This window comes from candidate division Zixibacteria bacterium HGW-Zixibacteria-1, from assembly GCA_002838945.1.
Lineage (GTDB): Bacteria > Zixibacteria > MSB-5A5 > GN15 > PGXB01 > PGXB01.
In genome coordinates this window covers 26,076-47,385 of record PGXB01000023.1, presented here as the reverse complement: position 1 = coordinate 47,385, position 21,310 = coordinate 26,076, and the positions used below count along the sequence as shown (strand labels likewise).

15 protein-coding genes and 1 tRNA gene are annotated in these 21,310 nt (G+C 48.7%); 7 read left to right on the top strand and 9 right to left on the bottom strand.

Going from position 1 to position 21,310, the window contains the following annotated elements; genetic code table 11:
- The first annotated feature begins 6 nt into the window (after nucleotides 1–6).
- The 4 genes from CVT49_09865 (at nucleotide 7) to bamA (ending at nucleotide 8,099) form a co-directional block, all read left to right on the top strand.
- Entirely contained in the window at nucleotides 7–1,083 is a 1,077-nt protein-coding gene (locus CVT49_09865) for a mechanosensitive ion channel protein MscS (protein PKK83209.1), read from the top strand.
- Between the two features lie 36 nt (nucleotides 1,084–1,119).
- Nucleotides 1,120–2,202, top strand: a complete 1,083-nt coding sequence (gene corA / locus CVT49_09860; GenBank protein PKK83208.1) for a magnesium and cobalt transport protein CorA — start codon at nucleotides 1,120–1,122, stop codon at nucleotides 2,200–2,202.
- 90 nt (nucleotides 2,203–2,292) lie between these two features.
- Nucleotides 2,293–6,315 (top strand): hypothetical protein, encoded by a 4,023-nt coding sequence (locus CVT49_09855; protein ID PKK83207.1) that lies wholly within the window; start codon nucleotides 2,293–2,295, stop codon nucleotides 6,313–6,315.
- Nucleotides 6,312–8,099, top strand: coding sequence for an outer membrane protein assembly factor BamA (bamA, locus tag CVT49_09850; GenBank protein ID PKK83206.1), 1,788 nt, complete (start codon nucleotides 6,312–6,314; stop codon nucleotides 8,097–8,099). The genes CVT49_09855 and bamA overlap by 4 nt, the downstream gene beginning before the upstream one ends.
- A gap of 66 nt (nucleotides 8,100–8,165) precedes the next feature.
- Here the strand turns inward: bamA and CVT49_09845 are convergent, their stop codons facing one another.
- From CVT49_09845 to CVT49_09805, 9 genes are all read right to left on the bottom strand, one after another.
- Entirely contained in the window at nucleotides 8,166–9,308 is a 1,143-nt protein-coding gene (locus CVT49_09845; protein ID PKK83205.1) for a glutaconyl-CoA decarboxylase subunit beta, read from the bottom strand.
- Between the two features lie 25 nt (nucleotides 9,309–9,333).
- The gene (locus CVT49_09840; protein PKK83204.1) at nucleotides 9,334–9,726 is read right to left on the bottom strand and encodes an acetyl-CoA carboxylase biotin carboxyl carrier protein subunit; all 393 of its coding nucleotides are present in this window, start codon (nucleotides 9,724–9,726) and stop codon (nucleotides 9,334–9,336) included.
- A gap of 50 nt (nucleotides 9,727–9,776) precedes the next feature.
- On the bottom strand, nucleotides 9,777–10,124 hold the full coding sequence (locus tag CVT49_09835; GenBank protein PKK83203.1) for a hypothetical protein: 348 nt from the start codon (nucleotides 10,122–10,124) through the stop codon (nucleotides 9,777–9,779).
- Between the two features lie 16 nt (nucleotides 10,125–10,140).
- Nucleotides 10,141–11,691, bottom strand: coding sequence for a methylmalonyl-CoA carboxyltransferase (locus CVT49_09830; GenBank protein ID PKK83202.1), 1,551 nt, complete (start codon nucleotides 11,689–11,691; stop codon nucleotides 10,141–10,143).
- Between the two features lie 379 nt (nucleotides 11,692–12,070).
- Complete coding sequence (locus CVT49_09825; protein ID PKK83201.1) at nucleotides 12,071–13,459, bottom strand: acetyl-CoA hydrolase; 1,389 nt, start codon at nucleotides 13,457–13,459, stop codon at nucleotides 12,071–12,073.
- A gap of 247 nt (nucleotides 13,460–13,706) precedes the next feature.
- The gene (gene fusA, locus CVT49_09820) at nucleotides 13,707–15,788 is read right to left on the bottom strand and encodes an elongation factor G (protein PKK83200.1); all 2,082 of its coding nucleotides are present in this window, start codon (nucleotides 15,786–15,788) and stop codon (nucleotides 13,707–13,709) included.
- A gap of 328 nt (nucleotides 15,789–16,116) precedes the next feature.
- Nucleotides 16,117–18,375 carry a hypothetical protein gene (locus CVT49_09815; GenBank protein ID PKK83199.1) on the bottom strand — a complete coding sequence of 753 codons (2,259 nt, stop codon included), beginning with the start codon at nucleotides 18,373–18,375 and terminating at the stop codon, nucleotides 16,117–16,119.
- A 79-nt stretch (nucleotides 18,376–18,454) separates the two neighbouring features.
- Complete coding sequence (locus CVT49_09810) at nucleotides 18,455–18,703, bottom strand: AlpA family transcriptional regulator (GenBank protein PKK83198.1); 249 nt, start codon at nucleotides 18,701–18,703, stop codon at nucleotides 18,455–18,457.
- Nucleotides 18,684–19,484, bottom strand: a complete 801-nt coding sequence (locus tag CVT49_09805) for a hypothetical protein (protein ID PKK83197.1) — start codon at nucleotides 19,482–19,484, stop codon at nucleotides 18,684–18,686. The genes CVT49_09810 and CVT49_09805 overlap by 20 nt, the downstream gene beginning before the upstream one ends.
- Before the next feature lie 283 nt (nucleotides 19,485–19,767).
- Here CVT49_09805 and CVT49_09800 point away from each other — a divergent pair, with 283 nt between their 5' ends.
- The 3 genes from CVT49_09800 to CVT49_09790 all read left to right on the top strand — a co-directional run bounded on the left by CVT49_09800 (nucleotide 19,768) and on the right by CVT49_09790 (nucleotide 21,309).
- A complete protein-coding gene (locus tag CVT49_09800) occupies nucleotides 19,768–20,124 on the top strand; it encodes a hypothetical protein (protein ID PKK83196.1) in 357 nt (118 codons plus the stop codon).
- A 179-nt stretch (nucleotides 20,125–20,303) separates the two neighbouring features.
- Nucleotides 20,304–20,377, top strand: a tRNA-Ser gene (locus CVT49_09795).
- A gap of 119 nt (nucleotides 20,378–20,496) precedes the next feature.
- On the top strand, nucleotides 20,497–21,309 hold the full coding sequence (locus tag CVT49_09790) for an IS1 family transposase (protein PKK83195.1): 813 nt from the start codon (nucleotides 20,497–20,499) through the stop codon (nucleotides 21,307–21,309).
- The last annotated feature ends 1 nt before the right edge of the window (nucleotide 21,310 follow it).

Here is a 21,310-nt window from a genome sequence, read left to right as displayed (position 1 = left end):
AACAATATGGCCCTGTTGGAGTCATTTTACGAGTCAATCAGGGAATTGCTTCCCACCGGAATAACCCTGATATTAATTATCCTTATAGTTTTGGCTGTCAGGTATTTTCTGGACCGGCGCTCGGCCTCGAAAGCCAGCGGCCAGGTCGGACGCCAGTTGATAACAATCTTGCTTTCATTTATCGGACTGATAGTGGTGATAATGGTCATACCCGACCAATTTCTTTCCGAGACCTCCCGCGGCCAGCTTCTCAGCCTCATCGGCATACTCCTGAGCGCCGCGATCGCGCTATCATCGACGACATTAATCGGCAATGCCATGGCCGGGATGATGCTTCGCATTATCAAAGGTTTCCGGACCGGGGATTTCGTCAGGGTGGGAGATCATTTCGGCAGAGTTACCGAACGCGGCCTGTTTCATATCGAGATACAGACCGAAGACAGAGATTTGACCACATTGCCGAATATCTATCTGGTCACCAATCCGGTCAAAGTCATCCGTTCTTCGGGGACAATAGTATCGGCGGATGTTTCACTCGGCTATGATATCCCGCATGATAAAGTTGAGACGGTGCTGAAGGAAGCCGCACTGGCCGCCGAATTGAATGATCCCTTTGTCTTTGTAATGGAATTAGGTGATTTTTCGGTTACCTATCGTGCCGCCGGAATGCTGAGTGAGGTTAAGCAGATAATTTCATCACGATCAAGATTGCGGCAGATGATGCTGGATAAACTGCATGAAAACGGGATCGAGATTGTCTCCCCTACATTCATGAATACCCGCGCATTACAGGTGAATAAAGCTATAATCCCTGATAAATCGAATATTCAAAGCGAAATTAACGGTTCCGCAACTACCCCTGAAAAAATAGTCTTTGACAAGGCCGAGGAAGCCGAGTCGCTGGAAAAATTGAGCGGGAAGTACGAAGAAGCCGGTAAAGAGATTGAATCCCTGAAGGCACAGCTGAAAGAAGCCGGAGATGATGAGGCCAAAGAAAAAATAAAGAATCAAATTGACCGTCTTGAAGCGCGGCGAATACGCCTGGCGGAATATATTAAAACCAGGAATGAATCTACAAAGTAAAAGATGTCTTAAATTTCAAAGCAGGGGGATGACATTATGCCTCGCCTGATCAAAAAACTTTCCAAAAGCAGGGGCCTGAAACCCGGAGCAGTCGTATTTGTCGGCGAGCAAAAGGTGGAAACAGTCCGGATTCACATTATTGATTATGATGAAACCAATCTGGATGAAAAAGAGGTTGCGACGGTCGAAGAGTGTTTTCCATTCAAGGAAACACCCACTGTGACGTGGATAAATATCGACGGCCTTCACGACGTGCAGACTATCGAGAAAATCGGCAGCCATTTCGATCTCCACCCGCTGATCATGGAAGATATCGCCAATACCGGACAGCGGCCCAAGCTTGATGTTTCCGATCAGTACCTGTTCATTGCCCTGAAGATGCTTTACAACAATCCGGATAACGGCGAGATGAAATCGGAGCAGTTCAGCTTTGTCATCGGACGCAATTTCGTAATATCCTTCCAGGAGCGCGAGGGTGATGTTTTCGGACCGGTCCGAGATCGCATCCGAAAGACTCTGCCGAGGGCGCGCTTCATGAATCCCGATTACCTTGCTTATAGCCTGATGGACGCCGTTGTCGACGGTTACTTCTCGGTCCTGGAAGCACTCGGAGAGCGGATTGAAGCCATGGAGGACGTGCTCATCGGCAATCCGACCCCGGAGAGTCTGGAAACGATTCATGAACTGAAGCGGGAATTGATCTATATGCGCAAATCGGTCTGGCCGTTGAGGGAGGTTATCGGCGGGCTCGAAAGACTGGAATCGCCGCTGATCAACAGCGCCACCCGGGCATATTTGAGAGATTTATACGAACATGCGATTCAGGTCATCGACACCGTCGAAACATTTCGAGACTCTGTTTCGGGGCTGCTTGACATTTACTTGTCCAGTGTCAGCAACAGAATGAACGAGGTGATGAAGGTCCTGACCATTATAGCCACAATCTTTATTCCGCTCGGTTTCCTGGCCGGAGTTTACGGGATGAATTTCGATACCGGCGCCGGCCCGATGAACATGCCGGAGCTGGGACTACCCTATGGATATCTGCTTTTCTGGGGTCTGGCGCTGCTTGTCGGCGGCGGCCTCTTTATATTCTTCAAACGTAAGCGCTGGATTTAGCAGAATATTCTTCTTGAATTCGGAGTCATTTTCGTTTGTATAAAGTAATGAAAGAGTAACTAAATCCGGGAGTTTGCGACCATCAAACGATTGCTGAAAATATCGGCCTATGTGATCGCCGTCATAGCGGCTGCGGTGGTTCTGCTTTTTATCATTCTAACAACGCCGGTAGGGGAACGTTATTTAAAAGGAATTCTTGAAAGCAAAATAAGTGGATATCTGCAATTACCGGTTTCGATTGACAGGCTGGACACCAATCTTCTTTCGCGATTGAGACTGCATGGCACGCTTATATCAAACCCACGTCCCGGTGAAGACAATGCCGCGCTGTTAAGCATAGAGGATATCGACTGCCGTTACAACCTCTGGCGTCTTCCATTTAAGGACATCACAATCGAATCAATCAATATAACAAATGTCATGGTTCATGCCCGCCGTGACAGCCTGGGAAAATTCGGTATCACTATCCTGGACTCCATTATGGCGGCAGGGGAATCCCCCGTTAACAAGGAAGATACCGGCTCGACATATAATATTCGCCTTGGTAAATTTGAATTGCAGGGATTTTCAGCGGAATATAGCGATGACAGTCTGGCTCTGCACTCATACCTCGACAACCTGAACATCAGGCTTGAAGAGATCGAGGTTTCCAAATATGACATTACACTTTCTGCTGACAGCTTCCGGGTCTTCTATGATAGTATCCCTCTTACCATAAAGAGCATTTCTCTTGCCGGTAATCTTTCTGATAGAGATATGCGAATAAAATCGCTGAGTTCATCTATTGACAACCTTGATCTGACAGGCCAGGGAATAATTCCCTTCGACACATTGGAGAGCATTTACGCGGATCTTACCCTGTCAGGAAATCCTGGGACAATCGTAGATAAAATAGTAACAAGATTCGGCATTTCAAAACCGGAGATTGCCGACGGCTTCAGCATGACTGCCCATGTCACAGGTGCAATGGCATCACCCGATATTTCGGCGGATATGGTGATTCCTTCCATAAAAATAGACCAGATCGTAATTGACAACGGCGCTCTGTCCATGCGCCGTCTGGGCGATTCACTTTATTTGGATTCGATGCGCCTCCGGTTATTCGGAGGGAATATCGGAATATCCGGCATGGCGGCATTGGACACAATTCCGGGAGTGCAATTCAGACTGCAGTTTGAACAGTTTGATATTCCCGGAATGTGGAGCTCTATTTACGGGGAGGAAACCTCCAACACCGGAATCTTGAGTGGTGTCGCAGAAATAGCCGGGGAGGGATATAATATTGAGAATTGGAAGATTAAATCCGACTTCCGCGCAACCCGGCTTGCATACGAAGGCAAAAACCTTCCTGAAATGATAGGCACAATTTCACTCTCCGGTGGTGATGCCTTAATCAATATCGGTGACAGCAACATCGGGATAGCTGCGCGCGGACGGATAAGGGGCGAGATGCTGTCCGGCAATTTCGAAGCCTCAATTTCAGATGTAAGCCCGCTGGCGGCACTCTTTAATATTACCGAGCTTGACGGATCAATATTCTGCCGGGGCAACATTGCGGGAACAACGGAATTTCCGAAAGCAACGGCCGATATTTATTTGAGTCGCATGCACTACCGGAACTTCCCGCTGGACTCGCTCGATGCGCATGTTGAATACATCGACAGCGTCCTGCATATTCGGGAGATGCATTTCTCGGGAAAACTTGATTCCATCGACCCGGCTTCTCCCCCATTTGAAATCGATTCGCTGTCAGGCTCAGTCGATTACGGCGGCACCATGTCCGGCACCATAGATTCATTGGTGGGAACGGTGAAGTTTAATCTGCGCCAGGCCGGTTACGGAGAGTATAAGCTGGATTCTACGAATCTTAACGTTGATGTTAATGGACGGGACATTTACCTTACCGAAGGACACCTTTACAAAGATTCTCTGGCTGTCATCTCCAGCGGCAAAATCAATATTGATAATCTGCGGGGGATATTTAAAGCAGGTCTTTTGGATAATTCGACTGTTGTCGATAGTAACGCACGCACAGCCGGATTAATAGAAGCTGTCTTCGATATTTCAGACACGGCCAAAATGGTTGTTGACATATCCGGTCATGATCTGCGCCTGTCCCTCATTGATTACTTCTATCCAAGCACTTTTGACCTGCGCGGCACGGTGGATTTTACTCTTGATTTCAAGGGGAATATCGAAAATCCAGAGGTGCAACTTTCCGCAACGGTGACAGAGCCCGAATTTAATAATGTCGCTCTTGATTCGATTATCGTGCATACCGATTTGCAGGGCAATCTATTCAAATTGTCATCCTTCAACGCTTATGGCTTTCAGCAAAGTATGACCGGTAATGCACTGATATCCCTAATGCGTGACAGTACCGGTTATACAATAGACAGTAAAAGTCGTACAAGCGGGGCCGTCGGCATGAATAACTTTGACCTCTCCCTGTTGGAACCATTTATGAGTGAGGGCTCCGGGCTGGCCGGGACCAGTTCTCTTGATCTAAAGTGGGACGGGTCTATCGCGGATCCCAATCTTACCGGATGGCTGGAGCTGCAAAACGGCTATTACCGACAGACAGCCAATTCCGTACCGGTAGAAAATGTACACATTATAGCCGCCGTCAGAGATACGATATTAAGTATAGAAAAATCGGGCGGGACTATTCTCGCAAAGGATTTCACTGTCGATGGAAGCATGATCCTCTCGCAATCAAAGGAGGCAAGAACCGATATTGTTGTCAGCTTTGCCGATTTTGGGAAGTTGTCGGTGAAGGGGAAATTATCGGCTGACAGCATCGGCCTGACAATATTGACCGACAGCACCGATATCGCACTTCTGAGGCCGTTTTTTACGGACATCAGAGAAATAGGCGGAGTTCTGAAGGCTGAATTGATGATAAAAGGACAAATCGATGACCCGGATATAATGGGGCAGGTTGATATCAGCAGGATTCTACTGTGGCCTTCGGAATTGCCGGTTCCTTTTAAAGACGGTTTTATCCATGCGCGGTTCGATAAGGATAAAGTGTTTATCGATACGCTGGCCATGGTCCTTAATAAAGGAAGAATATTGGCCAATGGAAATCTGACCCATGACATGGGAGAAATAACCGACATAAATATGCGTCTTTCGTTGGACAGCATTTTAATCGACAGCCCCGACGAGTACATTATCAATATTAGATCCGGGCGATTTACATACCGGCGTGACGGTGAGTATTTCCTTTTCGATGGTGACATGGAATTCGGCGAGTCGCGGTTGACTGCCAATCTCAGGCCGCAGTCGATTCTCCCCTGGGCGCAATCGGTCGAACAGACAAGATTCGAACTGCCTCCTATTCTGGAAAATACACGGCTTAATGTCCGAATCCGGGAGAGCAACGAACTTTGGATCGACAACAACCTGGCCAGGCTGAAACTTCGTACCGAGCTGGGCATTATCGGCAGTCCCGGGCTGCCCAACTTCACCGGGCGGGTTAATGCCGAAGAGGGATACATGTTGTATCTCGACAGAAAATTCCAGGTCAAAGAGGGAACAATATATTTCATCGACCCCAACTCATTTAATCCTGAGATAAATCTGACTGCGGAAGCAACGGTAAAGAGCTATCAGGCCATGGAAGCAACCGCCTATCTTATTACCTTCTCCGCCAAAGGGCCGTTGAGAGAATTGGCCGTCGATATAATTTCGGAGCCGACGCTTGACAAGGCCGATATTATTGCCCTGCTGACGCTGGGTGCAACGCGGGAGCAATTGATGGGTAAGGATTCCGACAGCAAAGGCGCCCTGACCGAACGGGCGCAAATGCTGACCAGTCAAAAAATATCAGGCTATATTTCGCGCAAGATCGGAACCGTCTTTGGGCTGGATGAGGTCTCGGTTCAGGGCAATTTGTTCAGCATGAATCAATCGGCCGGCCCGCAATTGCTGGCTTCGAAAAAGATTACCGACCGCGCCAAATTGACCTACTCGACAACGGTTGGCCGGAGCAATGATCAAAGTGTACGCCTGGATTACCAATTGACAAAGAGGTTCTTCCTTGAAGGACAAACCGATCGGCTGGGGCGCTCGGCCCTTGATTTAAAATATAAGTTGAGATTCCGATGAAAAAGATTGTCTTAATCACGTTAAGTACGGCCCTCCTCTTTTTGATTCTATACCCGTCTGTTCAGGCTAAATCGAAGCTTAAGGTCGGAAATGTTTCATTCGAGGGAAATCAGATATATGATGACGCCCGCCTGATCAAACTTATGCTGAGCCGGCCCTCATCATTCATGCACAAATCCTATTTTTTCCCTGAAATACTCGAGACCGATATCGAAAATATCCTGAACTTCTATCATCAAAACGGCTATCTGGAGGCATCGGTTCCCGAGAAAACTGTCATCGCCGATACGGCGCAAAACAAAGTCGATATTCATTTGTCGCTGAATGAAGGGGAACTTACACGAGTCGAGGGTCTGTCGATATTCGGCAACTATGCTTTTGACGATTCCACGCTTCTGGCTTTCGTCAATCTCAAAAAGGGTGATCCTTTCCGAAGAATAAACATTCAGGACGGAATGCTGGCCATGATATCCCTGTACGCCGAGCATGGTTACCTCGATGCCACAATAAAGCCGGACATCAGGATTAACAGCGAAACGCATCTGGCGGTGGTCGACTTTACGGTCACTGAAAAAGTCCCGGCGGCGATATCATCGATTACGATTGAGGGATTGAAAGAAACCCGACCCAATGTCGTCATGCGGGAATTACTTTTTAAGGAAGGCGAAGTGATTCATTACTCGGCACTTTTGAAATCTCAACGCCGCTTGTACATGACCGGATTGTTCGAAAGCGTGTTCATCCGACCGGTATCGACATCCGACATTGATCCCGCCGGAAAAGACATTCTGATTGATCTGAATGAATCAATACCGAGCGAATTCAATGCTTCGGTCGGATTTGGCTCGGTTGATAAGGTCCGCGGACGAGTAGAACTGCTGACCACCAATCTTGCAGGAACCGCCCGAAAGGCGGGCGGGGCGATCAGCGGCAGTTTTATTCGCCGTGCCGCGGAAGCATCATTCACCGAACCGTACACTCTCGGCACGCGCTGGCGAACCGATGTCAATATGATGCTGGAGTACCTGATCGAACCGGGATACAATTTCCTGCGCTACGGCGGCCGCATGACTTTCGGGCATTATTTTGCCGAAAAGTTTTTTATAACAGTCTCATATCGTCATGAGGATTCCCGCCTCAGCCATATAGAAACACTCGAACAGCCGAAAGATTTCAAACCGAAAATCCGAAGTTTTATCTTCAGCATCAGCCGGGATACACGTGATAACCTGTTCAATCCCCTGCGCGGCACGTATTCCGAATGGACCAGTGAAGTGGCCGGGACGTTTCTCCAGGGAACCAACAGCTTTGCCCGTTCGATAGTCAGGTTCAAAATATTCTATCCCTTCAACCGTGAGACGGTCCTTGCTTCGGCGCTGGAAATAGGCTGGATAGATAATTTCCGCAGCGGCGAGGAAATTCCTCTCAATGAGCGTTTTTATGCGGGAGGTCCCAATACCATTCGCGGATTCGGCTATCAACTGGCCGGCCCGCTTCAGTACGACGGTGTCCCGCTGGGCGGAAATTTTAAAATCGTCTGGAATCTGGTGGAAGTACGCAGGACCCTGTATAAAATTTTCGGCGGAGTCATCTTTGTCGATATCGGTAATGTCTGGAGTGAAGCGAAGGATTTCAGCTTTGGCGATATTCGCCCGGCTGCCGGAGCCGGAATCCGAATCAACACGCCGCTTGGAATTGTCCGTCTCGATTATGGCGCCAATCTCGACCGCCGCGGCTCCGAACCGCGCGACAAGATATTCTTCAGCATGGGGCAGGCCTTTTAATAACGGAACAAAAAAGACCGTCTCGTTTTGATAACGGGACGGTCCTCCAAATTCATACAGAAGGTGCTACAAGAATGTCACCAGCAGGACACCTGCGGCGACGGCGGAACCGATCACGCCGGCCACATTCGGCGCCATGGCATGCATAATAAGGAAGTTATTAGGATCTTCCCTGGCACCAACCATCTGGCAGACGCGGGCCGAATCGGGCACCGCCGAAACCCCCGCCGCACCAATGATTGGATTGATTTTAGTTTTCGTGACAAGATTCATCAGCTTGGCAAACAGAACTCCGGAGGCGGTGGCAATCATAAATGATGCGGCGCCAAGAACGAAAATCTTAATCGAGGCCGGCGTCAAAAAGCGGCTGGCATCGGTCGAACAACCGACCGTCACCCCGAGAAGAATGGTGATAATATCAATAAAGGCGGTCCGGGCCGTGGCGGCCAGACGTTCGGTGACCCCGCTTTCTTTGAGAAGATTACCGAAGAACAGAAAACCGAGCAGGTTAATGGAACCGGGGGCAATAAAACCGGTGATGAGAAAAGCAATAACCGGGAATAAGACCCGCAACCGTTTACTGACAGGCTTATTCGGCTTCATGCGGATCAGACGCTCTTTTCGGGTGGTCAGCAATTTAATTATGGGCGGCTGGATGACCGGCACCAGGGCCATATATGAATAAGCCGAGACAGCGATGGCGCCGAGAAGATGCGGTGCCAGTTTAGATGAGAGAAAGATTGCAGTGGGGCCGTCGGCGCCGCCGATGATGCCGATAGAAGCGGCTTCGGTTTTGGTAAAACCGATCGCCAGGGCAACTATAAAGGTCAGGAAGATACCGATCTGGGCGGCCGCACCCAGAAGGATCAATCTCGGGTTGGCCAGCATGCATGAAAAATCGGTCATGGCCCCGATACCGAGAAAAATCAGCGGCGGATACCACCCCTGTGTCACGCCGGTGTATAATATCGACAAAACGCTGGCCTGCCCGCCATCGGAACCATTTTCATAAATTCCGATACTCATTCCGGATGCGTAAGGGATATTTCCGATGAGCATTCCGAAGCCGATTGGAATGAGAAGCAGCGGCTCATAGTCCTTGACAATTCCGAGATAAATAAAAACGCAGCCGATGATGAGCATGCTGAAATTTCCCCAGGTAAAATTACCCAGGGCGCCGTTTTGCAGAAACTCTAACAATGTTTCCATGGGTCGCTCCTGATAATCGGTTTCATTATTCGAGTTCGACCAGCGTCTGGCTTTCGCGAACCGTGTCACCGACCGCTATCGGAACATTCTTAACCTTGCCGGAGGTTGGAGCGGCTATCGATGTTTTCATCTTCATTGCTTCGATAATCAGCAGCACCTGACCCTCGGAAACAGTGTCTCCCGCTTTGCATTTGATCTCGACGATGGTACCGGCAATCGGCGAGGCAACGGCGCCGCCGGCCGCGCTTTGGACCGGACCGGCAGTTGATGGAAGCGGTGCGACCGGAGCGCCGGTCGGCTGCTGGGATCTGGTTCTGGGCCGGGGCAGAGATGATGCCGCCGGAAATCCTTCGCCGGCATCGAGCACCTCGACCTCTACTTCATATGCAACACCATGGACTGTTATCTTAAGTTTCATTTTATTCTCCTGAGTCAATCTATATCGGACATAAAAATATCGTTAAATTTTCACTGCCTTTTTTTGGATACGACGTGCGAACCAAGCAGGACCGCCCGCCCCTGCAGTGACCATGGGCCGCGCTGGGCATTGGCTGGTAGAATTCGACGGATACTTTTTATATGAAACCGTCCCTGAATCATGGTCGCTGCGGCGGTCGATATCAGAAGCAGGGTTATGGTATCGATGTTTTGTTCTTTCTCGGTCGCAGCCTCGCTTTGGGCGTCTTCATGTTTTTGCCAGGCATCATTACCTCGCCTGATTAATGAAACGGCAGTGGCAATGATAGTCAGGGCGGCGAAAACAATAATCAGCCCGACGACTGCGAGTTCCAAACCAAAACTTAACCACTCCGGCATAACTGAACCTCATCGATTAGAGCGGAATTAAACCGTGCTTTTTCTGTGGACGTAATTCGCGCTTGGCCTTGAGCACTTCCAGACATGCGGCCAGATACGGCCGTGTATCGGCCGGTTCGAGAATCTCATCGACCAGGCCGCGGCTCGCGGCAAAATACGGATTGGCGAAAGCATCTTTGTATTCTTCGAGCTTTTTTGCCATTTCCGCCTTGGGATCAGCCGCATCGGCGATCTCTTTGCGATAAAGCACACTGACTGCGCCTTCGGCGCCCATCACGGCGATCTCCGCCATCGGCCAGGCCACCAGCGTATCGGCGCCCATGCTCTTGGCACACATGGCCAGATAAGCGCCGCCGTATGCCTTGCGAACCACAACCGTTATCTTGGGGACGGTCGCTGCGGCATAAGCGAACAGCATCTTGGCGCCATGACGGATTATTCCGCCGTACTCCTGCTTGACACCCGGCATGAACCCGGGAACATCGACAAAAGTAACGATGGGAATATTGAAGGCGTTGCAGAAGCGTATAAAACGTGAGGCCTTGTCCGATGAATCTATATCCAGCACGCCTGCTTTGTGCATCGGCTGATTGGCAACAATGCCGATAGTGTAACCGGTCAGACGTCCGAAACCTATCAGGATATTGGGTGCGAAATGTTCCTGCACCTCCATAAAATCCCCATTATCGACAAAGCGCGTGATAATATCATGCATGTCGTAAGGCTCGCTGGAATCATCGGGAACAATATTGTTCATGGATTCATCCGGAACCAGAATTTCATCATGCAGTTCGGCTATAAAAGGCGGATCCTCGGTATTGTTGCTGGGAAGAAACGACAGCAGTCTCTTGGTGATATTGATGGCATCCTCATCATCCTCGGCGATAAAATGCACGACGCCGGAATAATGGGCGTGACTTTCGACACCGCCAAGCTGTTCGGCCGAGATATCCTCGCCGGTCACCTGCTTGATGACGAGCGGGCCGGTGATATAAAGCTGGCCCTCATGGCGTACCTGTATGATAAAATCGGTCAGGGCGGGCGAATAGGCGGCGCCGCCGGCGCACGGTCCGGCAATGATACTTATCTGTGGCACCACTCCCGAGAGCAGCACATTGCGATAAAAAATGCCGCCGTAAGCCGACAGCGAATCGACGCCTTCCTGTATCCTGGCCCCGCCGCTGTCATTAATCATTATAAACGGATCGCCGGTCTTCAAGGCGGCATCCATGGCTTCCTGTATTTTCCGGCCGGTCGCCTCACCGACCGATCCGCCGGCTACGGTAAAATCCTGACTGGCGGCATAAACCGGTCGATTGTCAACAAAACCGATCCCGGTAATAACCCCCTCACCGGGATATTCCTTATCGGCCATTTCGAAATGAGTGCACCGATGCTTCATGTACAACAAAGATTCGCGAAATGAATCGGCGTCATAAAGAAGCCCCAGCCGTTCCCGCGTGGTAAGCTTTCCCAGTTCATGCTGCTTGGCAATGCGCTTTTCACCGCCTCCCTGGACAAGTTTGTTCCGCTTCTTTCGCAAGCGATCTATTTTTGATTCCGCCATATAAACTACTCCGGCTAAATAAACAGTTCACTTTATCATCGGTCAGCATTGTATAAAATTTTCATCAAAAAGCAAGTAAATGCCGCCGAATTTGTTATTTTTTTCACAATCTATTCTGACTAAATTCAAAATGACAATAACTTTACGTCTTATTTCCGCAGTCTGATTATATAAATCTAATATCTATAACCGCGTATTTTTCGAAAATATTATTAATTAAGCTTGAAATGAAAACTGCCAGATGCGGACAACACTATCAATACCAATGACTTGCCGAAGTAGCAAAAAAGAATGCGGTGTTTGGGCCAAAATATACGCCCTCCGCAGGGTACCGCAGCTTTATTTAAAGGACCACGCCCATTTCCGGCATAGTCTCTCGCTAAAACTGCAACATGGCCTTTTCATAAGAAGTAAAGCCGGGAACACCCTTTCGCAGCGCCTCGCTCGGTTTATGGAAAGCGGGATTGTTATAAATCGTCTGAAGCAGCGCGTCCCTTTCGCTAGGCGCCGCCAGATGGGCTATTCCGACCGCTCGCTCACCCAGGCTGAGACCTCTCGGGTCAAAGGCCCCGTTTTCCGAAACAAGAATCACGGCGTCGGATGGTGTCGCGGTGGTGGTGATTCCGGCCGGTGCGCGATCGACAATTTTTGAAATTCCGTCTTTCGTCATGGATTTCATGGCTATAATAGCCACGCCATCCTGCGAATACCGGGCCGCCCTGATAAAATCCGACTGACCGCCGACACCACTGTATATTTTGCGGGCATCGAGTGAATCGGCCCAGATATTCCCGTGGAGGTCGACCCCGATGGCGCTGTTGATAGTCACCATATTGGGAAGCTTTGATATTTCGAAAACGCTGTTGGTAAAATCACTTGGCCGGCTCTGAACCGAGCTGTTGAAGTTCAGCCAGTCATAGTCTTCCTGACTTTCGGCCAGGAATATGGATGAGATGGCAAAATTGATATCAGGTTTCCATCGGTTGGTGACGATCCCCTGTCGCACCAGCTTAATCATGGCGCCGGCAAACAATTCGGTATGAATACCCAGATCCGCAAAACCTTTGCGAAGGATGGCCGATGTCACTGCTTCGGGCACCTCACCTATCCCATATTGCAAAGTCGAACCGGGTTCGGAACCGGAGCCGTCCTTTATATACAAGGCTGCAATGATGTCGCCGATTTTTTGTGCAACTTCATCCGGATCATGAACCGGGCTGACCGGCAGAGGATAATCTGTCTCCAGAAGATAATCGATATAACTACTCGGAATGGTTGTTCCCAGAACAAATGGCATCTGCCGATTATGCTCGGCGATAACAAGCCCGCCCTGGCGCCGGGCCGATCGAATGGCGGCCGGGACCGCTTCGACAGTCGTGCCCAGGCTGTAATTCCCGGCTGGGTCGGGCCCGCTAACGGTAAGAATAACGATGTCCGGCTTGATCTTCGCCAACATATACTTGGGGACATCCGAAAGATGCATCGGATGATATTTGGCCCAGCCATGATTTACGGCTTCCCTGGTCAGATAACTATTGAAGATGACCCGATGGGTCAAGGACTGGCAGCGTTCCCGGGAAAACAACGGTTTCAATCTTTCACCAAGCAGAAGGATACTGTACATTTCAACATCGGTAATGGAGAGGTCCTTCGCCAGATGCAGCAAAAGTTCCTGGGCCGCCGCGGCGTTTCCGGAAGCATATATTATGCTTCCCGGTTTTATGATGGCCGGATTTATGACATCTTCCGGTTTAGTGACTGTCTTCATAATGATTTATCAAAACTCCTTTTATAAATCAGGGCACTATTAACACCCATTATTCGCCGGTCATTTTATCGGACAAAATCGAAAACTTCACACCATTATTCCAAATACCACTTCGAAAAATATCGAATCCATGTTTTAACTCAACACTCGGGACATATATAAAGCCCTTTGACCGAAATGTCAAAGGGCTTCATAAATTTCAGCAAAAAATGGCCCCGGTCCGGCTTGAAAAAGGACCGGCTCAAACTCAAGCGGCTTTGGCTTTGTCCTTCTTATCTTCGATAACCTTTTCTTCCAGCGTTTTCGGCAGAGGAGCATAATTGAGAAATTCCATCGAGTAGTTCGCCCGCCCGCTGGACAGCGTTCTCAGCACGGAGGCATAGCCGAACATTTCCATCAAAGGAACCGTCCCATTGAGTTTTTGCGAACCCTTGCGGTAGCGGCGCATGTTGGATATTTTTCCCCGGCGGCGATTGATATCTCCGATGATATCGCCCATGTACTCATCCGGCGTATTCACTTCCACTTTCATTATCGGCTCAAGAAGCTGCGGAATCGCTTTATGGAAAACTTCGCGCATCGCCTGCTGGGTACAAATCCGAAATGCCATGTCGCTCGAGTCAACCTCATGGTAACTGCCGTCAATAAGCGTAAATTTCATATCGACCATGGGGAATCCGGCCATGAGACCCTTCTCGACAATATCGTTGAATCCTTTTTGAATCGCAGGAATATATTCTCTCGGGATATTGCCGCCCTTGACATGGTCCACGAATTCGATGCCTCCGTTCGGGTTGGGTTCAATGCGGAAGACGATATGCGCAAACTGGCCCTTGCCGCCGGTTTGTTTCTTGTACTTGTAATCATGCCGCACTTCGGCGGTAACGGTCTCGCGATAGGCCACCGACGGCTTTCCAACGGTGACTTCGACATTATGCTCGGTCTTCAGGCGGTCAACCACTATTTCGAGGTGAAGCTCACCCATCCCGGATATTACCGTCTCTTCGGTCTCATCATCAAAACGAATCTTGAACGAGGGATCCTCCAGAGCGACTTTATTCAGCGCCATTGCAAGTTTTTGCCGGTCATTTTTGCCGGCCGGCTGAATGCTCATGTCCAGAACGGTATCGGGATAATGTATGTTTTCCAGCAGTATGGGATTGTCCTCAACGCAAAGAGTATCTCCGGTGGTGGTGTATTTCAAGCCTATCAGGGCACAGATATCGCCGGCCTTGATTTCGGTAACATCCTGCCGGTCGGCGGCACGGACCCGCATAATGCGGCCGATTCGCTCGCGCTTCCCTTTGGTTGCATTATAAATGTAGCTGCCGGCCTGAAGATAACCGGAGTAAACCCGGATAAAGGTCTGTTGACCGACATAAGGATCGGAAATAATCTTGAACGAAAGAGCAGAAAACGGATCTTTGTCGGTCGGTTTCCGTGAGATGATTATCTCCGGGTCAGAGGCATCGTGGCCGGTTATAATGCCGCGATCGGTCGGAGAAGGAAGATAATCGACGACGGCATCGAGAAGCAGTTGAATGCCTTTGTTCTTGAAAGCCGAACCGCAAAAAACCGGTGTGATGCAGATATTCAAAACGGCATGCCTGGCCGCCCTCTTGATATCTTCAACCGCAATTTCCCCCTCACCCAGATATAATTCCATCAGTAAGTCATCGAAATCGGCCAGCTTTTCAATCATGGCACCGCGATACTTGACTGCTATCGGCATATGTTCGGCGGGAATTTCGGTCGGAATTCTTTCCAGCCCGTTGTACATGACCGCCGTCATGTTAACTAGATCGATGATGCCCTCGAAATTCTCTTCGGTGCCCATTGGCAATTGAAACAAAACTGCGTTGGCGCCGAGCATTTCATTCATTGATTCGTAAGTGTGAAACAGGTCGGCCCCCTGGCGATCCATCTTATTGACGAAAGCAATCCGGGGAACCTTATAGCGGTCGGCCTGGTGCCAGACTGTTTCACTCTGCGGCTCCACGCCGCCGACGGCACAGAAAACCATGACAATGCCGTCAAGTACCCGCAGTGAGCGCTCGACCTCAAGGGTAAAATCGATGTGTCCCGGAGTATCGATAATATTAATCTGGTGCCCGTTCCATTCGGTGGTAATGGCGGCCGACGAGATGGTGATGCCCCGTTCCTGCTCCTGTTTCATAAAATCCATCACCGCGTTTCCATCATGCACTTCGCCCAGCCGGTGAATCATCCCGGTGAAAAACAATATGCGTTCGGTTGTCGTCGTTTTGCCGGCGTCGATATGCGCTACGATACCGATATTCCTTAACTTATGTATTAACGACATATCCATCAAATATCTCCTTGTCAGATCGCCCCTCATTTTTTCAATGGAATCAACCAGAATCTGTGCGGACCGTCCGAATCAGTAATTTAAATACGCTCAATCCCGAAGAATAGAGCCGTGATAATATATAAACATTCAAAAGGTGTCAAGTGTTTCCTTAAAACAAAGAAAAATAGAGCGCAGGGGAATTCTTGTGCAATTTCATGTCATTGCACAGCAATGACATAGCAAATTTAGGAAAGTTTTCCAAAATCGTCCGTCATTGGTTAAAATGGCGGGAAAACAGGAAGAGCGCGCTTTTGCGCCTGCAGAGAGGATTCTTTACAGGTGCGGCTTAGTCCGGGCCGGAGTCATTTCCCGGCGTTCCAAACAGCATCTCCGGAAGACCTTCAATCGGCCAATGATGACGCAGGATATCTTTCAATGCACCCATTCTTTCTTCATCATTCACTTTTCTATAATGGTTGGCCAGCCCTGCAAAGCCAAACCAGTAATTTCGCCCCATATTTTCAGTGGTGCGATCGAGATACTTATAATCCCCGTACCCCCTGTAATCATACTTCCATATATTTTCTTCAAGACGGCCGACATCTTCCCTGCTGATCGAATCGGGACACAGCCGCCAGACCAGCCCGTCGAGCCGGCAATATTCGCGAAGTCCGAGCGGGACATTCTCGCCGAATCCGAGTGAAAAACAGATTGGCCTTTTCCATTTATTGGTCCTTATGATATCAATCACCACTTGATCCGAAACAATCAGGTACTCCCCAAATGAAGGCTGCGGCAAAAAGCTGAACGAAGCTTCATAGTTGCCTGAGGCAGCGACATGAATCGAATCACCGTCCCATATTCGGGGAGACAGGGCGGTTATTGAATCCTTCGTAAGGGACCAGGGTATGTCAGGATGATACGTCATCAGGGTATTCAGATACCAGGGGGTATTTAAAAGATGAATGTTTATTGTTGTAATATCCGGTCTGATTTTTTCAATCATCCGGGCATACCAGGCGGTAAAGGTGTCGCTGTCTCCGGCGGTAATTAAAATAGCATTGGGTTCGCATGATTCCAGAAGATTGCGCCCGAAGGAGTCGGCCGTATAATTATCATGCATGTCATTATTATGGAAATTCGCCCTGAACATATTTAAAGGCAGAATCAAGAAGGCCACAATGACCATAATAGCGAAGGCAATTTTTGTATAACGCCGTGATCGGGAAAGAAGGCGCGGCAGATAGTATAAAGCGACATAGACAGCGATTCCGACCCAGACGGCAATAATCATGAATGAAACCACAAAATGCCGATCCATCTCCCTGAAGAATCCGGCCGGAACATTGAGATAAAAAATGGCCCCGAAACTAGCGAACAGAAAAGCGACAAAAAACATCAAAGCCTGTTTGAAACGCCGCGCAAAATGAACGATCAGACCGATGGCGCCAAAGAGCAGCGGGATGCCATACATCCCCGAGAAACCGACCCGGGCGCCATCCGAGCCCAGTCCGATAAAGTTCCAGCCGATATATCTCAAATACATCTCCTTGACCTGATAGCTCCAGAACGGCCCCTTGCGCTCGAGCAGATCGAGGCCGAAAATCGAGATGTCGAACTGGCGAAGATTGACATAATCCCACAGGCTCGTCAGATTATCGGGGTTGCCGAAATTTATTTCAGGGTTCAGTTGAGCCCGAAACATGAGTCCGAACTGCATTGATATTCCCAAAAGAAAAACCAAAATACTGCCCAGCCAGAGTTTCCAATCGAGAAAGGCCCGCGGCCTTCTTATTAAAATCAGGACGATGAAAAACGGCACCAGCAGGAGATTGCTCCTGTGGACGCTCAGGTCGAGTCCCAGAATAAACGCTGCCAGAAGAAGATAATTCCCGCCGCCGGAGACATCGGCTTTCTCCCACCAGAGAATGACAAGATATATGAGAATGCCGCCGGTCAGGAGGGATAAGGTGTAAGCATTGGCAAAAGTCGCCTTGCACCAGACACTGTGCGTCAGGGCCAGCGTCAATGCCGCCATTATGCCCGCAAACATGGCGGCCGAATTCGAGGACGGCTCATTATTGCCGAAACTGCGGATTATTCGTACGGTAATATAGTACACGACCGCCGCCGCTATTGCCGTAAACAGCGCCATCAGAAGATTGATGGTCGTATGGGGCGAAAAAACCGGCACCAGCGTGGCCGCTGTCCGGCCGATAAGCTCCAACAGGAACGATCCCGGGGGGCTGGGGATTCCGAGATTATAGCAGCAGATGATATAATCGGCACTGTCCCACCATCCCGGCCCCGGCCACAGCGTAATCAGGTACACAATGAATGCCGCGACAAAAACACTGGCGGCGCCATAGTGCAAATATCTCAGGCCGCCTGCGGCTTCCGGCGAGTCGTAATAGGATCCGGGCGGCGCCTTACGGGGCAGCAGTCCGATTGGAGCCAGGATGACATATCCCAGCACCAGCAGAATCGGTGCGATATTCATCGTCCAGAATCCGTCGACCGGCGGTATCCGGAGAAGGATCATGCCCATTATTATTACCGCCAAGGCGACCCAGAGCGTTTTCCCTGGTTTTTGAATATTGGCCATTTGACAGACTATATATTTAATGGTGCAATTTGATTTCTTCAGCTTCGAGATTTATACGGTGAAAGAACAATCCGGTTCCTTATTCATCATCCATTTCCCGGTTCTCGTTCCACTTCTCCAGAACACCGTTGAACTTTTCGTCTATATGCTGATTGAACCACATATCGATAATTGATTTTCTGAAACGCCATTCCTTGCCCAGCTTGGCCGCCGGCATTTTTTTGTCCTGCGCCCAGGTGTAGATGGTCTGCGGCTTGACCTTCAAATAGGCCGCGACTTCCTCGAGTGTCATGATATCCGATTTCAAGCTACTTGCCCCCCTGTCCATCCTCGAAAATCGCTTTCATCAGCGAATCATTCACGACATCTTCATTGGTGTTATAGATTTCATTATTTTTACCCACACCGGCCGGCTCTTTGTCTTTGCCCCCCAGCAGTTGTTCTGCGGAATAAATCAAGGCGGTGTAGAAATTGCCCTCATAATGCCGGAACCATTCAAACGGCTGCCCCCGGTCGCCGAGAAATGGCCGGAAATTCCAGGCCAGCTGTATTCCGACAAAGGCCAGTATCACCACCCAGAAACGGAACACGACCACGCCGGTTTGCGGATAAATCGACTTGGTTTCGCAGGAATATTTCAGCGCCTCGACCACGGTCAGCATCCCGAATATGCCCGACAGGAAAAAGATGGCGATATGGAGCAACTGCAGGAAATAATAATTGCTTCCGGTCAGAAGAAAGATAATCACGATCGGCGCGAATGAGATCATGATCGCCGTCATCAGGACAAAGCCGGACAGGATAATCGAGATCATCTGCCGCAGTTTAAGCTTGGAGCCGAGAATGTACTGAATTATAAAAAATGCCGGGAAGCAAATGACCAGGGCCAGCGTGAACAGCACCGTCACTTTAACCCCGGCGGCTACAGCCTGAATAAAACTGTGATAGCTGCCAATTACCACACCATAGAGAAACGAAAAGAGGCAGACCATCAAATACTGGCTGATAATCCGCCGTCCGCCGCCGGTTTCATTGATTATTTTCTGGAAAAACTCTTCTTTATTATGAAGGGTCGGGAAAAACTCAAAAGATAATATTTTGCCGCTCATAACATCCCCCATAAGTTTATTTTTATGTAATTTAATTAATATTATTGTTATGTCAAGTATATTATTGTTTGTTGATGTTTATTATTGTTTACAATTTAGGAGAATGGAAGGTAGTGTCCTAATTTGAGGATTTTTCATTTGTATACTGCACATTTGTTTATTGTATGAATAGTCACAACCCCAAATAAATAATTTGTCCTTCGTATCATTTTTTTGTTGACAAATGATACGGCAATACTTAATTATATATTATGATACGAGTAAACCAAACAAAGGTGAAAATATGGATAGGGAAACTGCAAGAGAATTGATCGCCCTAATTGATGCCAAAATTGAACGCCTGCAAAAATCTAAGCGTGAGATTGCAGCATTAATAGGCAAGGATCAGCTTGAAATACCTATGGTCGAACCTGCCACGCTTGGTGGTTATGACAACGTCGGAGATTCGACACAGAAAATCTATGAGGCTATGTTGACTCTTGGAAAGCCAGCGGCACCGAAAGAACTCTTTGATTATCTCCACAAGACCGGAATTGAAATCTCTGATGCCAGAGTAAGACAAATTCTTATGCGGTGGAAGGGTCGTCTATTTCAATCTCCGAAAAGAGGTCTTTGGAGGGCGATCAAGAAAGAAGATTAAACAGAACGGGATTATCTTGTGCTACCAAGATAACCCCGAAACTTAACGTGCAAGTAAGGACAATGTTATGAGAAATCGCCCTTACATTTGTAAGGTAATACGGGGGCCACCATCTGTCAAGATAAAAACTAAATAAAAGGACTCAGATAATTCCCTATCTGAGTCCCCGGTAAATTTGTGCGGGCGTAGATCAGCGGAAAGATCAGGGGATTGCTAATCCCCACGTCGGGCGTTCGAATCGCCCCCGCCCGCATGAAACACCTGCCAAGTGCGGTCACACCTGGCAGGCTGAACACTAACCGCGCGGGGTAAGCCGCACAGTTAAGCCAACTAAAATATCGGCTTTCCCGCAAAAAAGTCAAGAGGAAAGTCATGAATTGCCTGAAAGCCGAAAAACAAGAAATGGTGCTGAATTTGTTAGTCGAAGGAAACAGCATAAGAGGAATAGAGAGGATTACTGGTGTCCACAGGGATACTATAATTAGACTTATGAAGCGTGTCGGTGAAAATTGCCAAGCTTTTATGGATCAGAATATGCGGGGACTCCGCTGTAAATATCTCGAATGTGATGAGATTTGGACTTATGTCGGGAAAAAGCAAAAACAGCTTAAAGTTGGTGATCCTGACGAATTGGGCGACCAATATGTCTTTATCGCTTTGGATAGGGAAACCAAAATAGTGCCTGTCTTTGAGGTAGGAAAACGAAACACATTTACCGCCTATTGGTTTATGCAAAAGTTGCAAAGGCGTGTAAATGGTCAATTCCAGTTGACAACGGATATGTTTCGCGGTTATTTAGAAGCGGTAAAGTCAGCTTTCGGTTATAACATCCATTATGCGGTATTGCAAAAGATTTATCATGGCGATGAAAATGGTCGTCGCGAAGGTTATAGCCCATGTAAATTGAGAAAGACTGAAAAAAGCGTGATAAGCGGAAAACCCAAACCTGAAAAAATCTGCACTTCGTTTGTGGAGCGGCAAAATTTAACAATTCGGATGCAATTGCGCCGTTTCTCTCGCCTCACTATTGCCTTTTCAAAGAGTCTTGACAGCCTTAAGGCCGCGCTAAATCTCCATTTTTGGCATTACAACTTTATGCGTTTACACGGATCATTGAAAATGACTCCGGCCATGAAAGCGGGAATTTCTAAAACTGTTGCAAGCTGGGATTGGGTTTTAAGTTGAC

Bases quoted from the DNA above. Each gene is read 5' to 3' on its own strand.
- CVT49_09800 (PKK83196.1), top strand. From the start codon at position 19,768: ATGGATAGGGAAACTGCAAGAGAATTGATCGCCCTAATTGATGCCAAA.
- CVT49_09810 (PKK83198.1), bottom strand. From the start codon at position 18,703: ATGGACAGGGGGGCAAGTAGCTTGAAATCGGATATCATGACACTCGAG.
- CVT49_09845 (PKK83205.1), bottom strand. From the start codon at position 9,308: ATGGAAACATTGTTAGAGTTTCTGCAAAACGGCGCCCTGGGTAATTTT.
- CVT49_09865 (PKK83209.1), top strand. From the start codon at position 7: ATGGCCCTGTTGGAGTCATTTTACGAGTCAATCAGGGAATTGCTTCCC.
- CVT49_09825 (PKK83201.1), bottom strand. From the start codon at position 13,459: ATGAAGACAGTCACTAAACCGGAAGATGTCATAAATCCGGCCATCATA.
- bamA (PKK83206.1), top strand. From the start codon at position 6,312: ATGAAAAAGATTGTCTTAATCACGTTAAGTACGGCCCTCCTCTTTTTG.
- CVT49_09835 (PKK83203.1), bottom strand. From the start codon at position 10,124: ATGCCGGAGTGGTTAAGTTTTGGTTTGGAACTCGCAGTCGTCGGGCTG.
- CVT49_09790 (PKK83195.1), top strand. From the start codon at position 20,497: ATGAATTGCCTGAAAGCCGAAAAACAAGAAATGGTGCTGAATTTGTTA.
- CVT49_09840 (PKK83204.1), bottom strand. From the start codon at position 9,726: ATGAAACTTAAGATAACAGTCCATGGTGTTGCATATGAAGTAGAGGTC.
- CVT49_09805 (PKK83197.1), bottom strand. From the start codon at position 19,484: ATGAGCGGCAAAATATTATCTTTTGAGTTTTTCCCGACCCTTCATAAT.
- fusA (PKK83200.1), bottom strand. From the start codon at position 15,788: ATGGATATGTCGTTAATACATAAGTTAAGGAATATCGGTATCGTAGCG.
- corA (PKK83208.1), top strand. From the start codon at position 1,120: ATGCCTCGCCTGATCAAAAAACTTTCCAAAAGCAGGGGCCTGAAACCC.
- CVT49_09830 (PKK83202.1), bottom strand. From the start codon at position 11,691: ATGGCGGAATCAAAAATAGATCGCTTGCGAAAGAAGCGGAACAAACTT.
- CVT49_09815 (PKK83199.1), bottom strand. From the start codon at position 18,375: ATGGCCAATATTCAAAAACCAGGGAAAACGCTCTGGGTCGCCTTGGCG.